The sequence below is a fragment of the Nocardia speluncae NBRC 108251 genome (assembly GCF_001613245.1).
In the GTDB taxonomy this organism is placed as follows: domain Bacteria; phylum Actinomycetota; class Actinomycetes; order Mycobacteriales; family Mycobacteriaceae; genus Nocardia; species Nocardia speluncae.
Window position 1 is genome coordinate 24,775 of the sequence record NZ_BDBZ01000025.1, and the last position, 14,726, is coordinate 39,500.

The window sequence follows — 14,726 nt, forward strand, 5'->3', positions numbered from 1 at the left end:
ATCAAGGGAATCGCTGAATCGCTGAGAGCGGCATGAATTCCTGGACATCAATGTCTGCATCATCGCTGTGCACTGAGCTGCAGGGCGATTGCGGTGCTTGGTCAGGAGCGCAGGTCACGGCGGCCGAACCGCCAGAACCCGAGCGCGAGCAGGACGGCAGTGAGTACGAGCAGGACCGTGGCATCGCCCGGTTGCAGGCCGTGGCGAAGGGGTTCGCCGCCGATGTAGTAATGGAACGGGGACAGGTATTTCAGCCAATCGGCGCCGATCACACCAGCGAGATTGCCCGCCACATAGGTGAATACGCCGATACCGGCCGCAATGCCGAGTGCGGGCCCGCGGCTGCCCAGCGCCGCGCCCAGGCCGATGGCCAAAGCGCCGAAGGTGGTGCCGAGTAGTGCCAGGTGCACGCATTGGCCAGCGAACCCGGCGATCCCGATGGTGTCGAGGTCGGCGCCGGATCGGATCGCCATCATCGCGGCGAAGACCAGCACCGCGGTTGCGGCCGCGCCGGTGGCCAAGGCGGCGAATCGCTGCAGCGCCAGCGGGAGGCGGCCGAGCGGGTGGGCCAACAGCAAGTCCAGATATCCGGTTTCCTCGTCGCCGGCGATCAGACGGGCACCGAAGGTGATCCCGAATGCGGTGACCAGCAGCGGCAGCAGCAATCCGAACACGGTGGATCCGAGATACCCGGCCGCGGAACTCATATCCTGCATCCGCAGGGCTTCACGCATCGCCTCGGGGTAGTTCGCCACCGTGTCGGCCACACCGCCCGCGGAGACCTGCGGGTAGAAAGCGGCGTACATCAATCCCACCACGGCGATACCGACCGACCACGCCAGGAGGGCACGGCGGTTATCGGCCAGGGTGCGGAGGTAGAGGTCAGGCAGCATCGGCTTCTCCGGTGTAGTAGCTGTGGAACAGGTCTTCGAGGGCTGGTTCGGTGACCAGCAGTCCGGCCACACGGTGACCGGCCAGCGCACGCAGCAAGGCGTCCGGGCTCCCGGTCACCCGGCAGCGCAGCGTGTTCGCTTCGACTTGCACATCGCTGACCCCGGGCAACATCACAAACTCCGCGGCTTCGATCGGGCCGGTGAAGCCGACCTCCACCTCGCGCACCGCGTCGGCACGCAGGCCCGCCACGGTGTCGAGGGCGACCAAGCGTCCTTCACGAATGATCGCGACCCGGTCGGCGACCGCCTCGACCTCGCTCATGATGTGGCTGGACATGAACACCGTCTGCCCGGCGGCCGCGGCCTCGCCCACCATCTCCAGGAAGATCTGCTGCGCCAACGGATCCAGGCCCGAGGTCGGTTCGTCGAGAATGAGTAGCTCGGGTTCGTGCATGAAGGCCTGAACCAACCCGACCTTCTGCCGGTTGCCCTTCGACAGCGCCGCGATCTGTTTGCCCTGATCCAACTCCAGTCGCTCACACAATCCATCGATACGGTCCGCTCCCGCCCCGCCCCGCAACGCGGCGAGAAACCGCAGGGCCGCACCGACACGCTGACGCCCCGGTGCGATGAAATCCCCGGCCAGATAGCCCAGCCGCGCGTGCAGCGCTACCGCGTCGGCACGCGGATCCATGCCGAGGACCGCAGCGGTTCCGGCCGTGGGCCTGATCAGGTCCAGCATCAGCCGGATGGTGGTGGACTTCCCGGCGCCGTTGGGCCCGAGATAACCGAAGACCTCCCCCCTTTCCACCGTCAGCGACAACCCGACCAGCCCGCGGGCTGAGCCGTAGGTTTTCGTGAGCCCGTGCAGCTCGATTGCTTTCACCATGGCATGAAAGTATCCAGCTTTCAGAGATTTGTAAATACTCTGAATATTCATCCTTCTGATATCTTAACGGGCATGGGCACCAACGAGCGATTGCGCGAAGCGGCAGAGAAACTGGCTTTGACTCTGTCAGCCGGCGGCGGGATGCAACGCTCCACCGCCCGGGTGCTCACCGCGCTGCTTTACACAGAGCAGGACACCATGACCGCCGCCGATCTGTGCCAGGAACTCTCGATCAGCTCGGGCGCCGTGTCGACCGCGATCAAGCACCTCACCCCGGTGGGGCTGATCGAACGCGTCCCCGCCCCAGGCAGCCGCCGGGACCACTACCGGTTCCGATCCGGGGCCTGGGCGGCACTGATGTCGCAGCAGAACAGCCTGCTCGCCACCATGCGCGATTCTGCACAAGAAGGCCTGGACACGACCGGCCCCGACACTGTCACCGCCCGCCGCTTGCACGAGATGCAAGACTTCTACACCTTCATGCTCAACGAACTGGTACCCCTTATCGACCGGTGGCGCGAGAACTACGCAGCCGAACACCCCTGACCAACAGGCGACAACCCGTAATTCCGCACCGAACCCGCCACGCCGACATGATCATCCACGCGATGATGCACTGACCGATTGAGTCCAAGATCGTTTTCTGAGCAGTTGGGCCGAGACGGGCTTCGGCGAACGAAAGACCACGTCGCCCGAAAACGCCAACTGTTCAAAAGTCGGTCGACGGTCTTGACGACCGCGATGCCGTAGGTGCGGCGGGTGTTGCCGGGGCCGAGGGTGTCCAGGAACGCCTCAGCCGATCCGCGCAGAGTGCGAGGCGGGGCGGTGTGGATGCGGGTCATGGTCGCCGCTGGGAAGCGGTTGCCCCCGCCGAGAGATTCGTATCTGCCCATGCGGTGGAACGTCGGGCAGGGGGGTTCATTCGAGGAAGGTCACGGTCTCGGACAGCGGGGCCCGGGGCAGGTAGGGGTGAGTGGCGGCGGGGTGGGCGAAGCCTATGGACATACCGCAGAAAAGCATCTGTTCCGCCGGAGGTGAGATCACCTCTCCGACCGTGCGGTGATATTCCGCCCATGCGATTTGTGTGCAGCTGTGTAGTCCTTCGGACCGCAGCAACAGCATCGCAGTCTGTAGGTACATACCCGCGTCTGCCCATTGCGGCGCGGGCATGTCTCGGTCCAGATAGCAGAACAGCGCGGTAGAGGCTCCGAAACAGTTCCAGTTCTCGGCTCGGACCCGAGTGCGGGATTCGGTGTCGTCGTGGGCGATACCGAGTGCGCCGTATCGACGAGAGCCCATAGCCGCGAGGCGTTCCCGATAGGGCGAGGCCATGTTCAGCGGGTAGAAGGCGAACTCGGGTTCGTCGCCGCTGTCACCGGTAGCAACTCGTTCGGCGATGCGCTTCTTCAACTCCATCAGCCGATCCCCGGTCAGTACATAGATATGCCACGGCTGCAGATTGCCGCCCGACGGTGTGCGGGCAGCCGCTGTCAGTACCCTGTTCAGCACGTCGCGCGGCACGGGTCGGTCGGTGAACGTACGAATAGATTGCCTACTCGATACCGCCTCATAAACATCCACGCCACGATCGTATTGGGGCCTTCTCTGGCCCCAATACGATCCATCCCTCGAACACCGAGATTGCTTGCACAGTCGGACCACACCGGGAGAGCGCGTCGAGCGTGGTCAGAAGAGGGTGTCGCCATGAACCCCGGCCTCCAGCACGCCGCCGATCAACCTCATCGGCAGCCAAGCCGGGCACCAACCGCCCGACCGCGCACCCCGAACGCGAAACCCCTTCCGACGCTGGGTTCACGCTCTCGAACGCACCGGGATCGCGCACAAATGGACCCGCCCCTACACATCTCGGACGAACGGGAAGGTGGAGCGGTTCAACGCCACTCTGGCCCGCGAATGGGCCTACGTGCGCGAATACGACTCCGGGCAGGCCCGCCAGGCCGCGCTGGGCGTACTACAACCCACGACTGGCCCCACGCCGGGATCGGCCACCAGGAAGCGGTCAGCCGAGTCCTGCTACGCGATTACCGACTCACAACCGCCGGGCACACTTTCTCATCCCTGCCGATGATCGGACGGGCACAACCACTGTGAAAGCCGGGTAATCCTCTGGGAATTCGAGTCCGGTCGGATCGCCGGCGATCAGGCAGCCTGTCGGTACCGCCAGGTGACCTCTGTCGGGTGCGGGTGCGGGTGCGGGTGCGGGCACTGTCGAATCCGAGAGGCCGGACTGTCAAGGGGATGTCAAATATGAGACCCGAGTTCGAATTCGTCGACGCCTGCTGGCTATCGTGGCAGGTCAGGTGACGAGTGCGGTCGAACGCTCGGTTGCGCAACGTCGAACGGAGCTGGGGCGTAGACAGATGACACGATCTGCGCGATGGCCGCTGCCGGTTTCCGCGGTTGCCCGAGTCGGCAGATTCGCTGAGAGCGGGGCGGGTCCGATTCGGATCGGCACCCGCCAGGCAGCACAACCTGTTACCGGCCAGTGAGATGCCGGACAACCGGATGCGCCGTTGCACCGCGGACCGAACAGTCGCCCCCGGGGGGCCGGAGGGGCTCCAGTACAGGTGGCCTGGAGTCGAAAAGGCAGGACGAGATAGATGACGAACCCGCAATATCCGGGTGCCGGCGATCAGCCCGGTGGATATCCACCGCAACCGTTCGGAGAGCAACCGCCCGCCGGGTGGCAGGGGCAGCAGTCGTATGCCCCTGGCCCACAGCAGTATCCGTCGCAGGGTGTGCCTCCGGGGTACGGGCCGCCGGCGTACCCGCCGCAACCCGGCGGACAATACATACCACCGCCCGGCGGGCCGTACCCACCGCAGCCCGGCAAGAGCCGCGGGACCGTGGTCATGGTGACGCTCGTAGTGCTCGTACTGGTGGCCGGCCTCGGTGTCGGCGGATATTTCCTGGTGTCCGGCGGCGGGACCGGAGATCCGCGCACCGTTGCACAGCAATTCGTGGACGGTGAAGGTGAGAACGAGGAAATCATCTGCGCCGCGGATCTGGCGAAGATCGAGGACGCCGGGAAGTCGGCGCCCCAGCCCACCGCGCCCGTGACGATGCCGGACGATTCGGCCGCCACGAGCGAGCTGGTCGGTGTCGATGTGCCCGAGGGGAGTGACCGGGGGACCTTTACGGTCAAGACCGACGTGACGATCGGGACGCAGAGCCACAGCCGGACCGTGGAGTACGACCTCGTCGTGGAGGACGGCGACTGGAAGGTCTGCGGAATTCTGGAGGCGTCGGAGCCCGGCGACAGTGATTCCGAGGCTCCGGGCAACGGTGTTCCCGGAGCGCCGGACAACGGTGATTCCGAGAAACCCGGGAACAATGACTCCGGCGGCGACAGTACCGGCGGTAGCGATCCCGGCGCCGCACGTGCTGTTGCACAGCAGTTCGTGGACCGGGACGGTACCGACAAAGGCTTGATCTGCGCGGCGGATGTCGCGACCCTCGAGTTGGCCGAAAAGTCGGGGTCCGGACAGGTCGAACTGCCGGATTCTGCCTATGCGACAAGGACGATCACGAACCTCGATGTGCCCGCAGGCAGCGAGCAAGGGACCTTCACCGTCGAACTGATGGTGAAGGGAACCTCGACGCTCATCAAATCCCTCGACTACGACCTCCTCGAAGAAGACGGCGACTGGAAGGTCTGCGGCGTTCTGAAGGCGTGGCTCAGTTGATCCTTGATCGCCGAGCGGATACTTGTCCACGCACATCAGCGCAGCCACTACACAGAGGCCCGCGGCCACGTAGAAGGCGATGTCGTAGGAACCGTTCGTGTCCGGACGTAACCGGCGCCGAACGCGGCAACTGCCGCGCCGAGTTGGTGGGCGGCAAAACCCAGCCGAAAACGATCGGGGTGTATGCAGCGAACCAGCGGCGGCAGATGGCAAGCATCTCTCGATGCACATTTTTTAACCCCATACGCCTGACGTAGGCACTGAGTAATAAGCATCATCAGCCGGCCCCGGGGGGTGATTCCGGGAAAGTTCGCCACCCAGTCAGTACATTGCCATCCGAGTCTCCGCGTCCGGCGATACCGATCACTGAGGATCCATAATCGGCTTCATGCCCGAACGAGGTTCTTCTGTACTCTGTAGCCAAGAATACGGAATCGGTTGCGGCCTGAACCTCCCGATTCACCCCATTGGCCCGCAAAGAGGCTGCTGCACTCTCGGCGGCATCGCCTTCATGTGACCCCGCGCTACAGGAAAGCATTCGTATCGGACTGTCGGGCGTCTCGGCGGCAGCATCCAGCTCGGGCTTTTTTGCCGCAAGTAATCGTCCGTACTCCGCTCCGCCCAGGAATATATTCCGACTGGGATATATGAGCCGGGGAGTCCCAGTGTGTGCCATAAATCCCGGCACTCTATTTCCGGTGAGTACGGAAAATGTACCCAGGGGGGCGGATACGGATTTCAGGTTCGGTGGTCCCTCTGTTCTTACTTTGACGGCGAATCCATGTGGATTGGCGTGTGAAATGACGAGAATGCCGCGGCTGGTCTCTTGGTTCCCTGTATTGGGAAGGGGTTGAGGGAAGGGATCTCTCGTCAAACCCAATTCCCTTGTGTCCACCCTCGAAGCCGGCCAGAAGTGGTTGAATTCTCTATCGATTTTTTCTCCGGCAAGGCGTGTCCATGCGACATACTCGGATTTGTCCTGGCTCTTGGTCGGGAAACCGATTCCGCGTGGGCCGTGTCGGTCCCTCAGGACGTCGAATAATACACTGTCGGGCGAGAATACCGCAGGTTCTCCGTATTCGTCTGCGCCACGGATCTCGGCAATTATCGGACCAGAACCGTCACGGTCGGCCTTCCCTGCCGCTCGTAAGGCCTCGCCGAGGCCGTCGGCCACATCGTTCAAGGGACGTGCACAATCAAAAGCTGCCCGGTCGATCTTTGTGTTGATCGCCTTGGCCAGCCTCTTCATAACTTCCTGTGCCGTGGCAGTCACTGCCGCGAACGCCGGGAGAGTTCGCTCGCATTATTTCTGAGCATGGGGTCCAGCGTAGATCATCCAGCCAACGCCCACCTTGGTTACGACTGTCTCCGTGAGCCGGAAAGCCCCTGTGGGGCAGCCGAACTCCGCTCTGTAGTGGCGCCTGCTCCCTGGAGTATTGCTGCTGATAGCTTTTCGGCGTCGCCTCTGATCGGCGGCTCCAGAACCCGCGCTGGTCGGTTCTGCTCATGGAGAGGTGAAGCGCTTGCGCCCGAGTAGTCGGGCGGTGGCCAGAACCGAGGCGGTGGCGATGGTGGCGCCTGCGCCGAGCGGCGAACCGGTGGCACGTATCAACCGCACGGTGCGCATGGCCGCGAGCAGTACTTCGCTGCCGCGCACCCGCATATCCGCCTCGAACCGGCTCACCGCTACAGGCAGGGTCACCGTGCCTGCCGAGACCGCGCGCAGGGCGGTGACCAGGCTCGCGGCGTCCTGGATGGCAGCCCCGGCGCCCATACCCGCGGTGGGCGGGGTGGCATGGACCGCGTCGCCGAGCGCGGTGACCGAGCCGGCCGGCCAGGGGGCGAGGTCCCGAGCCCGGGTCGAGGCGGCATTGAAGCGGAACGCCGCGATACTGCCGGGTTCGGCGCGTTCGACGACCTCGAGTGCGGATCGGCGCCAGCCTTCGCGATCGAACGCGGTGAGCAGCGCCGACCGCAGCTCGGCGCCCTGTAGCGCGCGCAGCGAATCGGTCGCGGATTCGGCGAACATGGCGCCCCAGATGTAGGTGGGGCCGGTTGTGATCGCCTCGCTGGGACGGGGCGTATCCAGGACGGCATGGCCGACCGGGTCGAGGAAACCGATGTACAGCGCCGTGGCGTGCAGTCCGATCACCATGCTCGAGCGTGCCCCGAGCCGCTGCTGCTCGGTGGCACCGAGATCGCCGGCGGTGGTGCGGCCGGAGAAGCCGATGATTCCGGTCGGTTCGTTGGTCGGACCGCCCGCCAATCGGCGCGCGACCAGCGAGTGGGCGCCGTCTGCGCCCACCAGCAGATCGCCCGGCACCGTGGATCCGTCGGCGAGTACCGCTTGCGGTGCGCCGGTGGCCGTGCGGGCGATATCGGTGACCGGCGAACCCAGGTGCAGGTCGGCGCCGACCGCGTCGGCCAGGATCGTTCGCAGGGTGATGCGGTCGATATCGACGCCCGGGTTGTCGTCGAGCCGCGGACCGTGCCCCAGCAGCCGGCCGTGCCGGTCCCAGAAGGCATCGCGGGTTCGCAAGCGCAACGCCGAGGACGACCCCAGCAGCCGTTCGAAGATTTCCGGCGCGACAAGCTCCTGAAGCGCCGCCTGTGCCCGGCCGTCGAGGGTGATGTGGTAGCCCCCGGTCTGCGTGATATCGAGATCGCGATCGTAAACCGAGACCTCGAATTCGTGCCGGCGCAGCCCGGCGGCCAATGCCAGGCCGCCGATTCCGCCTCCGGCGATGATGATGCGCACTATCGGTCTCCTGGATTCGTGGTGGATTACTTCCGGGCACCGACAGTGCCATCGGTAGTGGCCGCCGAATGTCCACTACTTTGGTGCCGGTGGCCGAAACTTCCCGGCGTGCACTGCGCCTGCTGTCGCTGCTCACCGCCCGTCGGAGCTGGTCGCGCGGTGAGCTCGCCGCCCGGCTGGAGGTCAGTGAGCGGACGGTGCGGCGGGATATCGACACGCTGCGCCGGCTCGGCTATCCGGTGGCCTCGCTGCGCGGCCCGGCCGGGGGGTACCGGCTCGGGGCCGGGCATACGCTGCCACCACTGCTGTTCGACAGCGATCAGGCCCTGGCCGTTGCGGTGGCCCTGCAAACGGCGCCGCACACCGTGTCGGGGCTCGCCGAGGACGCCACACGGGCCCTGGAGGCCCTCGAACAGATCATGCCCACCAGGCTGCGCCAGGCGGTGGAAGCGCTACGGCTCACCAGGTTGCAGAACTACTGGGAGTTCCCGGCGCCGCCCATCCAGGCGGTGGCGCTACAGGTCGCGGGCGGTGCGGTCCATCGGCACGAGGTGCTGATCGCCGAAACCCTCGGCCCCGGCGGTACCCGCCCGGTTCCCGGTACGGCCGGGTTCAGTCCGGCCCGGCGCATCGAACCCCATCATCTGGTGGTCTGGGCAGGCCGCTGGTACCTGGTCGGGTTCGATCACGCCGACGATGCCTGGCGCGTGCATCGCCTCGACCGTCTTCACCTGCACGCTCCCACGGGAATTCGGTTCACTCCGCGAGAACTACCCGGAGGCGATGTCGCCCACCTGGTCATGACCACCTACGACCGCGGCGACACACCAGCCGCGTGGGAGTGCACCGGAAGCGCCCGGCTCGATCTTCCGGCGGAGACGGTCGCGCGCTGGGCACCCGGCGGATCGGTTGTCGAACACCTCGATTCCGGCCACTGCCGCCTCACCGTCGGCGCTTGGTCGTGGGCCGGTATCGCAGGATTGCTGGCCACCTTCGACACCGACCTCACTGATGTTCAACCCGCCGAACTGGTGGCAGCCTGTCACCGGCTTGCGCACCGATTCCGGGCGGCCGCAGGCACGGGCTTGCCGACCGCAGGGACACGTCCGTGAACTCCAGCCCTGCGGTTGCGCTCCGTGGCGGGCGCCCGTCGGTCAGGCCGATATCGGCCGGGTGACCCTCGAGCTCCACGGTGGCCGCCGGATGCGCAGGGTTCGCCGAAGTGCACCCGGCTGTCGGGACCATCGCCCGGCCCGCCGGAGTTCTCGAATCTGCCGACCGGCGTGTTCGGCCGGCACCGATAGCCTGGTGTGGCGCCGGTTCAGGATTCGCGGGCGGCCTGCAGGAGCGCGTTGGCGAACTTCACCATCTGAGCGGGCCCGCCGTACCAGGCGGTTACCGCCGACAGGACCGCGGCGCGGGCCTCCCGTGCGGCGCGGGCGACCTCGTCCGCCGAAACCTCGCCGGCTTCGGCCTGTCCGGCGAGTACCTCGAGATCATCACTGGCGGTGAGCAAACGCATGATGAGGTGGATATCGATATCCGCGCCTTCCTCGCTGCGGCTGTGCCGGGACGCGGGCTCGGCCGGTACCGGACCGAGCTCCGGTTCGGCGAGACCTGGGGTGCCGGGTTCGGCCTCGATCGGCTCCGGCCGGTCGGCCGGTGCGGCTTCCGCGGCTTCCCGAGCGCGCCGGGAGCGGCGCGTTTCCAGTGGTGGGCGCGACTCGTCGCCGCCGGTCAGCGCTTCCGGTGCGGTACGGGATTCGTCGGGCACCAGAGTCAATGGTGAGGAAGTGCCGCGGCGTGGAGTGGGCAGCGGGTCTGCCGCTGCCTCGGCGGTAACGGGTTCGGGTTGGGGGGTCGGCTCGGAATGGCGGGAACCGGGTGCGTCCTGTTCGGAGTCCAGGATTCGGGAGAGGATTTCGGAGACGGGGGCGGCGTCGTCGTCGGGTTCGGTGCTGTGTGCCGGCTCGGGATCGAGCAGACGATCGAGTATGGGAGTGCTGTCCGACGGTGGCGCGAGTCGCGGGGGTGCGTCGGCTTCCGGCGGGAAATCGCTGCCCTGGTCGCCGGAATCGGCATCGCCTACCGGCTCCGTGGCGCGGAATACAGCGGAATCCGGTTCCCGGCCCGCGGAGCCTTCGCTCGCCGGTTTGTACCGCGACGCGGACCGTGGCATCCGGCGCGGGGCGGCAGGTTCCGCGGCCGCGCTCGATTCCGGGGTATCGAGCTGCGGAGACGTCCGCTGCGGGTCCGCGGCCGCGGTGTCCAGCGCGGGTGCTTCGCCGTTGCCGGGAGTGGGCGCGTCCTCGATTCCCGCGGGGGTGTGGCGGGCAGCGGACCGAGGCAGGCGGCGGGCAGGCAGGGCAGGCAGGGCGGAGTCTTCCTCCGTGGCGGACGCCGGCGTGGGGGTCTGCCCGTGCGGCGAACGGGTGGGGAGGGCGGACAAGGCCGGTGCGGAACCTTCGACCGAATCGGCTGCGGTGGCATGCAGCTCATAGGAGTCGCCGGAACGGGCGCCGGATTCTCCGGGGCGGTGCTGGTCTTCGAACGGATTGAACTGTTCGGCGTCGGATTCGGCCGGTTCGGTCAGCGCCGATTTACGGCGCCTGCCACCGCTTTCGAGGGCCTGCGGTACCGGTTCGTCGCCGATGGAGCTGAGCCAGCTGGGCAGGGAGCCCGTATCGGCGGACGAACCACCGAAGGAATCGGTTTCGGTGGGTGCCGGGCGATAGGACGCGGGATCTCCCCGCGTCGGCAACGGCTTTCCGGAGGCGCTCTCCTCGTTCTGCTCGGCGGTGGGCAGTTGAGTGGTTGTCGCGCCGGACAACTGGGCCGGGCCGCCGGCCGGTACGGTCAGCTCGTCGGGGTGCTGCGCATCCGGCTGGTACGGCGCCGGCATCGGTATCCGCTGTGACGACAGCGCGGGCGATGGACCGCCGGGCTGGGAAATACGTGGCAGCGCCGCGGAATCGGCCTGGCCGGGGGCCTGATGCGATCCGCCGGTCGCCGCGGAGCGGGTGGGCAAGGCCGTGGTTTCGGGAGTGTCGTCCGGTATATACGGGGGGCCGTCGGCCGGTGGTGTGGTGAAACGGGAATTCGGCTCGGGCTCCGCCTGGCTCATCATCTGGACCCCCGGCGCGTCGCCGATGACACCCGAGGTGTTCCAGGCAGCGAACGGGTCGAGAGCCGCTGAACCACCGGTGTTCTGCGGGTTCTGGTGTGGGGTGGACAGTGGTGCGGGGGTCCACGTGTAACCGCGGTCCGGAACGGACTCGGGCCGGTTCGTGGCGCCGTTCGACCCCTCCGCCGAATCGAATCCGTTGGATCCGAAGCCGGCGAAGCCCCTCGACTCGGAGTTGTTCTGCCCGCGCCCGTACTCCTCCGGGCGGGCGCGGCGTTCGTCTCCGAGGCTGGCATTTTCGGCATCCATGCGCTCATTCTTACCCACCCGGGTGGGCTTCGTTCTAGTGCGCGAAGCACCTCATCTCCCGACGGAGCGCCCGGGGTGACGAGGATTACATCGGTGTCGTGATCACTGTTCGCTGGGACGCAGGCTCGTCGCGTTACGGACACGCCGCGTTGACGTGCTTCGACGACGAGATGTCGAGTAGCGGGGCGAGGACCGGTCCGGTGGCTGGGCCACTCGGACACGAGCTGCTGCGCCGGGCCGGTTCACCTCCGGTGCGATGGCGCAAATGTGCCTAGTCGGCGCCCCTGGACGCGACTGGTGTTGCCCCCACGGTGGCTGCGTGCGCAACCGGGGGCCTGCTCCGGACGAAACCGCAACGCCCTACCCGCCGGTGCCGCCGGCGGGTAGACCGGTGCCGCGCGGGATCAGTGGTGCGGTGCTGCCCGGTGCATTCGTCCTGCGACGGCGGGCAGTGCCGCGACCGCGAGAACCACGGTGACCAGACCGACGACCCACGACGTCCACGCGGCGCCGTTGTACGCGGTGTAGTCCATGACCCAGGGCGCGAGGAACAGCAGCGCGCCGAACAGGCCCATGGCGTAATCCGTGGCCGCCATCGACGGCCGGTACATCTGGGCGAGCCCGGTCAGCGCGATGAGCACCCCGAGCACGATCATCGTCCAGACGGCACGATCATTGGTGGCGACCCAGATCGGCGACAGGGCGGTGAAGGCTCCGAGTATGACGGCCAGGAAATCCTGGGTCCGGCTTTCGGTGAACATATTGGCCTCCTGAAAGTGGATACAGGTCCGTTGACAGGGCCTGACCTCGGTATAGCTGCCCCAAGGGGGGCCGGTCGATATCGCAATGGACACGATTGCGCGGCGAAACGATGCGTAAGGCGTCGCTGGCCTCCACCGGGCCGTCCAAGTTAGGGTGGGCTACACCATTTTCTAGAACCTGTTTCAGGCGCGGCGCGAGCGGGCCGCGGGAGGGAGTTCGGTATGTCCGCGCCGATCGTGATAGCCGGTGCCGGCCTGGCCGGGCTGCGCACCGCCGAAGAGCTGCGCCGCGCCGGGTACGCCGGGGAACTGGTGGTTATCGGGGACGAGGCGCATGCGCCCTACGACCGCCCACCCCTGTCCAAACAGTTCGTGCGCGGCGAAATCGACTCGACGCCGCTGCGCCCGCAAGAGTTCTACAGCGAGAAAGATATCGACCTCCGCCTGAAAACCGCGGCCGTAGGCGTGGACACCGCTGTCAAGAAGGTGCGGCTGGCCGACGGTTCGGCCGTGGAATACGAACACCTCGTGATCGCCACCGGTCTCACCCCGCGCAAACTGCCCGGCACCGAGGATGTCACCGGCGTCCATGTACTGCGCAGCCACGACGACGCCGTCGCCATCCGTGCGGGCGCGCGGGCCGCCGAGCACGCGCTGATCATCGGTGCCGGATTCATCGGCTGTGAACTCGCTGCCAGCCTCCGCGCGGAGGGGCTGTCCGTGGTGCTGGTGGAACCACAGCCCACCCCGCTGGCCGGTGTGCTCGGCGCGGAAGTCGGCGAACTGGTGGCCCGCCTGCACCGTGCCGAAAAGGTCGATCTGCGCTGCGGTATAGGTGTCGACACCCTGCTGGCCGATCCGGACGGCCGGGTCCGTGGTGCCCGGCTCGCCGACGGTTCGGAAGTGCCGGCGCAGCTGGTGGTCGCCGGGATCGGGTCCCGGCCGGTCACCGACTGGCTGGCCGATTCCGGGATAGAACTGGCCGAACCCACGGCCGGTGGCGGTGTGTTCGCCGACGAGACCGGGCGCACCAGCGTGCCCGGAGTCTGGGCGGTGGGCGATGTCGCGGCCTGGCGCACCCCGACCGGCGAGCACCGCCGGATCGAACACTGGACCAATGCGGGTGAACAGGCCAAACTGCTCACCTGTGCGCTGCTGGGCGTCGAACCACCGAGCACGCCGCAGGTGCCGTACTTCTGGAGCGACCAGTACGACCTCAAGATCCAGGCCCTGGGCACGCCACGCGCGTCCGACGAGATCCGCATCCTCGCCGACGACGGCCGCAAGTTCCTCGCCTACTACATCCGCGAAGGCCGGCTGGCCGGTGTGGTGGGCGCCGGTATGACCGGCCGGGTGATGAAGATGCGGGCCGCGATCGCCGCGGCCGCCCCGGTGGAGGAACTGCTCGGCGCCACTCAATAACCTGTTCGGTGTGATCGTCGCGCTCATCGATTCGGGTTTCGGGCTGCTGCCCACCGCAGCGTGGCTGCGCAAGCTGCGCCCCGATGTGGATCTCCTGCTCCGGTTGGACCCGGACGGCGCGCCGTGGGGTCCGAAACCGCAGGAGTGGGTTGTCGACCGAGTGGTTTCGGCCGCGCGTAGCGCGCGGGATCTGGGCGCGGAAGTGGTGGTGCTGCCGTGCAATACCGCCAGCGTGACCGCGCTCGAACAGGTCCGCGCGGATCTGGGCCCGCAGGTGCCGGTGGTGGGCACCGTGCCGGCGATCAAACCGGCGGCCGCGGTATGCCGCTCGGTCGCGGTCTGGGCGACCGCGGCGACCACCGCAAGCCCGTACCAAGCCGATCTGATCGCCCGCTTCGGCGGCGACGCGACCGTTACGGGTGTGGCCTGCCACGGCCTGGCGGAGGCCGTGGACCGCGGCGATATGACCGCGATCCGTGCCTCGGTCACCGATGCCGCCGCCCGCACACCCGACGACGTCGAGGGTGTCGTACTCGGCTGCACCCACTACCCGCTGGTCGTGGACACGATCGTCGCCGCGCTCCCTGCGGGCGTCCGGCTGTTCGACAGCGCGCAGGCCGTCGCCGCGCAAACGGTGCGCCGGATGGACGAGCTGGGAAACCCAGGCAATGGAAACGGCACCGTCAGCGTCTACCTCAGCGGCCGTCCGGGCGACCTCCCTCCCGGCGCCGCCGCCTACGAATCCGGCCGGCTCCTCGGCGCGGGTTAGCGTCGCCGAGCGGCCCATCGCGTTCGTGTGCCCCATCCCACCCAACGCTTATCACCATGCCTCCCCCTCTTCGGATACTCACACCCCCACGGGC

General features: G+C 67.1%; 12 protein-coding genes and 1 pseudogene. 6 read left to right on the forward strand and 7 right to left on the reverse strand.

Annotated elements, in window-relative coordinates; translation table 11 throughout:
* Window positions 1–101 precede the first annotated feature (101 nt).
* Both NS6_RS21535 and NS6_RS21540 read right to left on the reverse strand, forming a co-directional pair.
* The gene (locus NS6_RS21535; protein WP_068044553.1) at window positions 102–893 is read right to left on the reverse strand and encodes a DUF2705 family protein; all 792 of its coding nucleotides are present in this window, start codon (window positions 891–893) and stop codon (window positions 102–104) included.
* Window positions 883–1,782 (reverse strand): ABC transporter ATP-binding protein, encoded by a 900-nt coding sequence (locus NS6_RS21540; protein WP_068044555.1) that lies wholly within the window; start codon window positions 1,780–1,782, stop codon window positions 883–885. Before NS6_RS21540 ends, NS6_RS21535 begins: the two co-directional genes overlap by 11 nt.
* A 72-nt stretch (window positions 1,783–1,854) precedes the next feature.
* Here NS6_RS21540 and NS6_RS21545 point away from each other — a divergent pair, with 72 nt between their 5' ends.
* A complete protein-coding gene (locus tag NS6_RS21545; protein ID WP_068044557.1) occupies window positions 1,855–2,328 on the forward strand; it encodes a GbsR/MarR family transcriptional regulator in 474 nt (157 codons plus the stop codon).
* A 372-nt stretch (window positions 2,329–2,700) separates the two neighbouring features.
* Here the strand turns inward: NS6_RS21545 and NS6_RS21550 are convergent, their stop codons facing one another.
* Window positions 2,701–3,363: a nitroreductase gene (locus tag NS6_RS21550; RefSeq protein WP_033246939.1), complete on the reverse strand. Its 663-nt coding sequence runs from the start codon at window positions 3,361–3,363 to the stop codon at window positions 2,701–2,703.
* Window positions 3,364–3,616: 253 nt separating this feature from the next.
* Here NS6_RS21550 and NS6_RS34135 point away from each other — a divergent pair.
* Window positions 3,617–3,742, forward strand: a pseudogene (locus NS6_RS34135) (integrase core domain-containing protein); the annotation flags it as partial.
* Between the two features lie 661 nt (window positions 3,743–4,403).
* Entirely contained in the window at window positions 4,404–5,489 is a 1,086-nt protein-coding gene (locus tag NS6_RS21555) for a hypothetical protein (RefSeq protein ID WP_157112874.1), read from the forward strand.
* A 277-nt stretch (window positions 5,490–5,766) separates the two neighbouring features.
* Here the strand turns inward: NS6_RS21555 and NS6_RS34885 are convergent, their stop codons facing one another.
* Window positions 5,767–6,738: a hypothetical protein gene (locus NS6_RS34885; RefSeq protein WP_157112875.1), complete on the reverse strand. Its 972-nt coding sequence runs from the start codon at window positions 6,736–6,738 to the stop codon at window positions 5,767–5,769.
* A 255-nt stretch (window positions 6,739–6,993) separates the two neighbouring features.
* A complete protein-coding gene (locus NS6_RS21560; protein WP_068044560.1) occupies window positions 6,994–8,247 on the reverse strand; it encodes an FAD-dependent oxidoreductase in 1,254 nt (417 codons plus the stop codon).
* 89 nt (window positions 8,248–8,336) lie between these two features.
* On the opposite strand from NS6_RS21560, the gene NS6_RS21565 reads away from it, so the two are divergent.
* Entirely contained in the window at window positions 8,337–9,359 is a 1,023-nt protein-coding gene (locus NS6_RS21565) for a helix-turn-helix transcriptional regulator (RefSeq protein ID WP_033247034.1), read from the forward strand.
* Between the two features lie 209 nt (window positions 9,360–9,568).
* On the opposite strand, the gene NS6_RS21570 is transcribed toward NS6_RS21565, so the two are convergent.
* Together NS6_RS21570 and NS6_RS21575 are read right to left on the reverse strand one after the other, a co-directional pair.
* On the reverse strand, window positions 9,569–11,680 hold the full coding sequence (locus tag NS6_RS21570; protein ID WP_068044562.1) for a hypothetical protein: 2,112 nt from the start codon (window positions 11,678–11,680) through the stop codon (window positions 9,569–9,571).
* Between the two features lie 404 nt (window positions 11,681–12,084).
* A complete protein-coding gene (locus tag NS6_RS21575) occupies window positions 12,085–12,441 on the reverse strand; it encodes an SPW repeat protein (RefSeq protein WP_033246935.1) in 357 nt (118 codons plus the stop codon).
* A 222-nt stretch (window positions 12,442–12,663) separates the two neighbouring features.
* Here NS6_RS21575 and NS6_RS21580 point away from each other — a divergent pair, with 222 nt between their 5' ends.
* Together NS6_RS21580 and NS6_RS21585 are read left to right on the forward strand one after the other, a co-directional pair.
* Window positions 12,664–13,863, forward strand: a complete 1,200-nt coding sequence (locus NS6_RS21580; protein ID WP_068044565.1) for an NAD(P)/FAD-dependent oxidoreductase — start codon at window positions 12,664–12,666, stop codon at window positions 13,861–13,863.
* 10 nt (window positions 13,864–13,873) lie between these two features.
* Window positions 13,874–14,632: a glutamate racemase gene (locus NS6_RS21585; protein WP_068044567.1), complete on the forward strand. Its 759-nt coding sequence runs from the start codon at window positions 13,874–13,876 to the stop codon at window positions 14,630–14,632.
* Window positions 14,633–14,726: the final 94 nt, after the last annotated feature.

Excerpts from the sequence above, each read along its gene's own strand:
- NS6_RS21555 (WP_157112874.1), top strand. The coding sequence starts at position 4,404 with ATGACGAACCCGCAATATCCGGGTGCCGGCGATCAGCCCGGTGGATAT.
- NS6_RS21545 (WP_068044557.1), top strand. The coding sequence starts at position 1,855 with ATGGGCACCAACGAGCGATTGCGCGAAGCGGCAGAGAAACTGGCTTTG.
- NS6_RS34885 (WP_157112875.1), bottom strand. The coding sequence starts at position 6,738 with ATGAAGAGGCTGGCCAAGGCGATCAACACAAAGATCGACCGGGCAGCT.
- NS6_RS21575 (WP_033246935.1), bottom strand. The coding sequence starts at position 12,441 with ATGTTCACCGAAAGCCGGACCCAGGATTTCCTGGCCGTCATACTCGGA.
- NS6_RS21570 (WP_068044562.1), bottom strand. The coding sequence starts at position 11,680 with ATGGATGCCGAAAATGCCAGCCTCGGAGACGAACGCCGCGCCCGCCCG.
- NS6_RS21580 (WP_068044565.1), top strand. The coding sequence starts at position 12,664 with ATGTCCGCGCCGATCGTGATAGCCGGTGCCGGCCTGGCCGGGCTGCGC.
- NS6_RS21535 (WP_068044553.1), bottom strand. The coding sequence starts at position 893 with ATGCTGCCTGACCTCTACCTCCGCACCCTGGCCGATAACCGCCGTGCC.
- NS6_RS21540 (WP_068044555.1), bottom strand. The coding sequence starts at position 1,782 with ATGGTGAAAGCAATCGAGCTGCACGGGCTCACGAAAACCTACGGCTCA.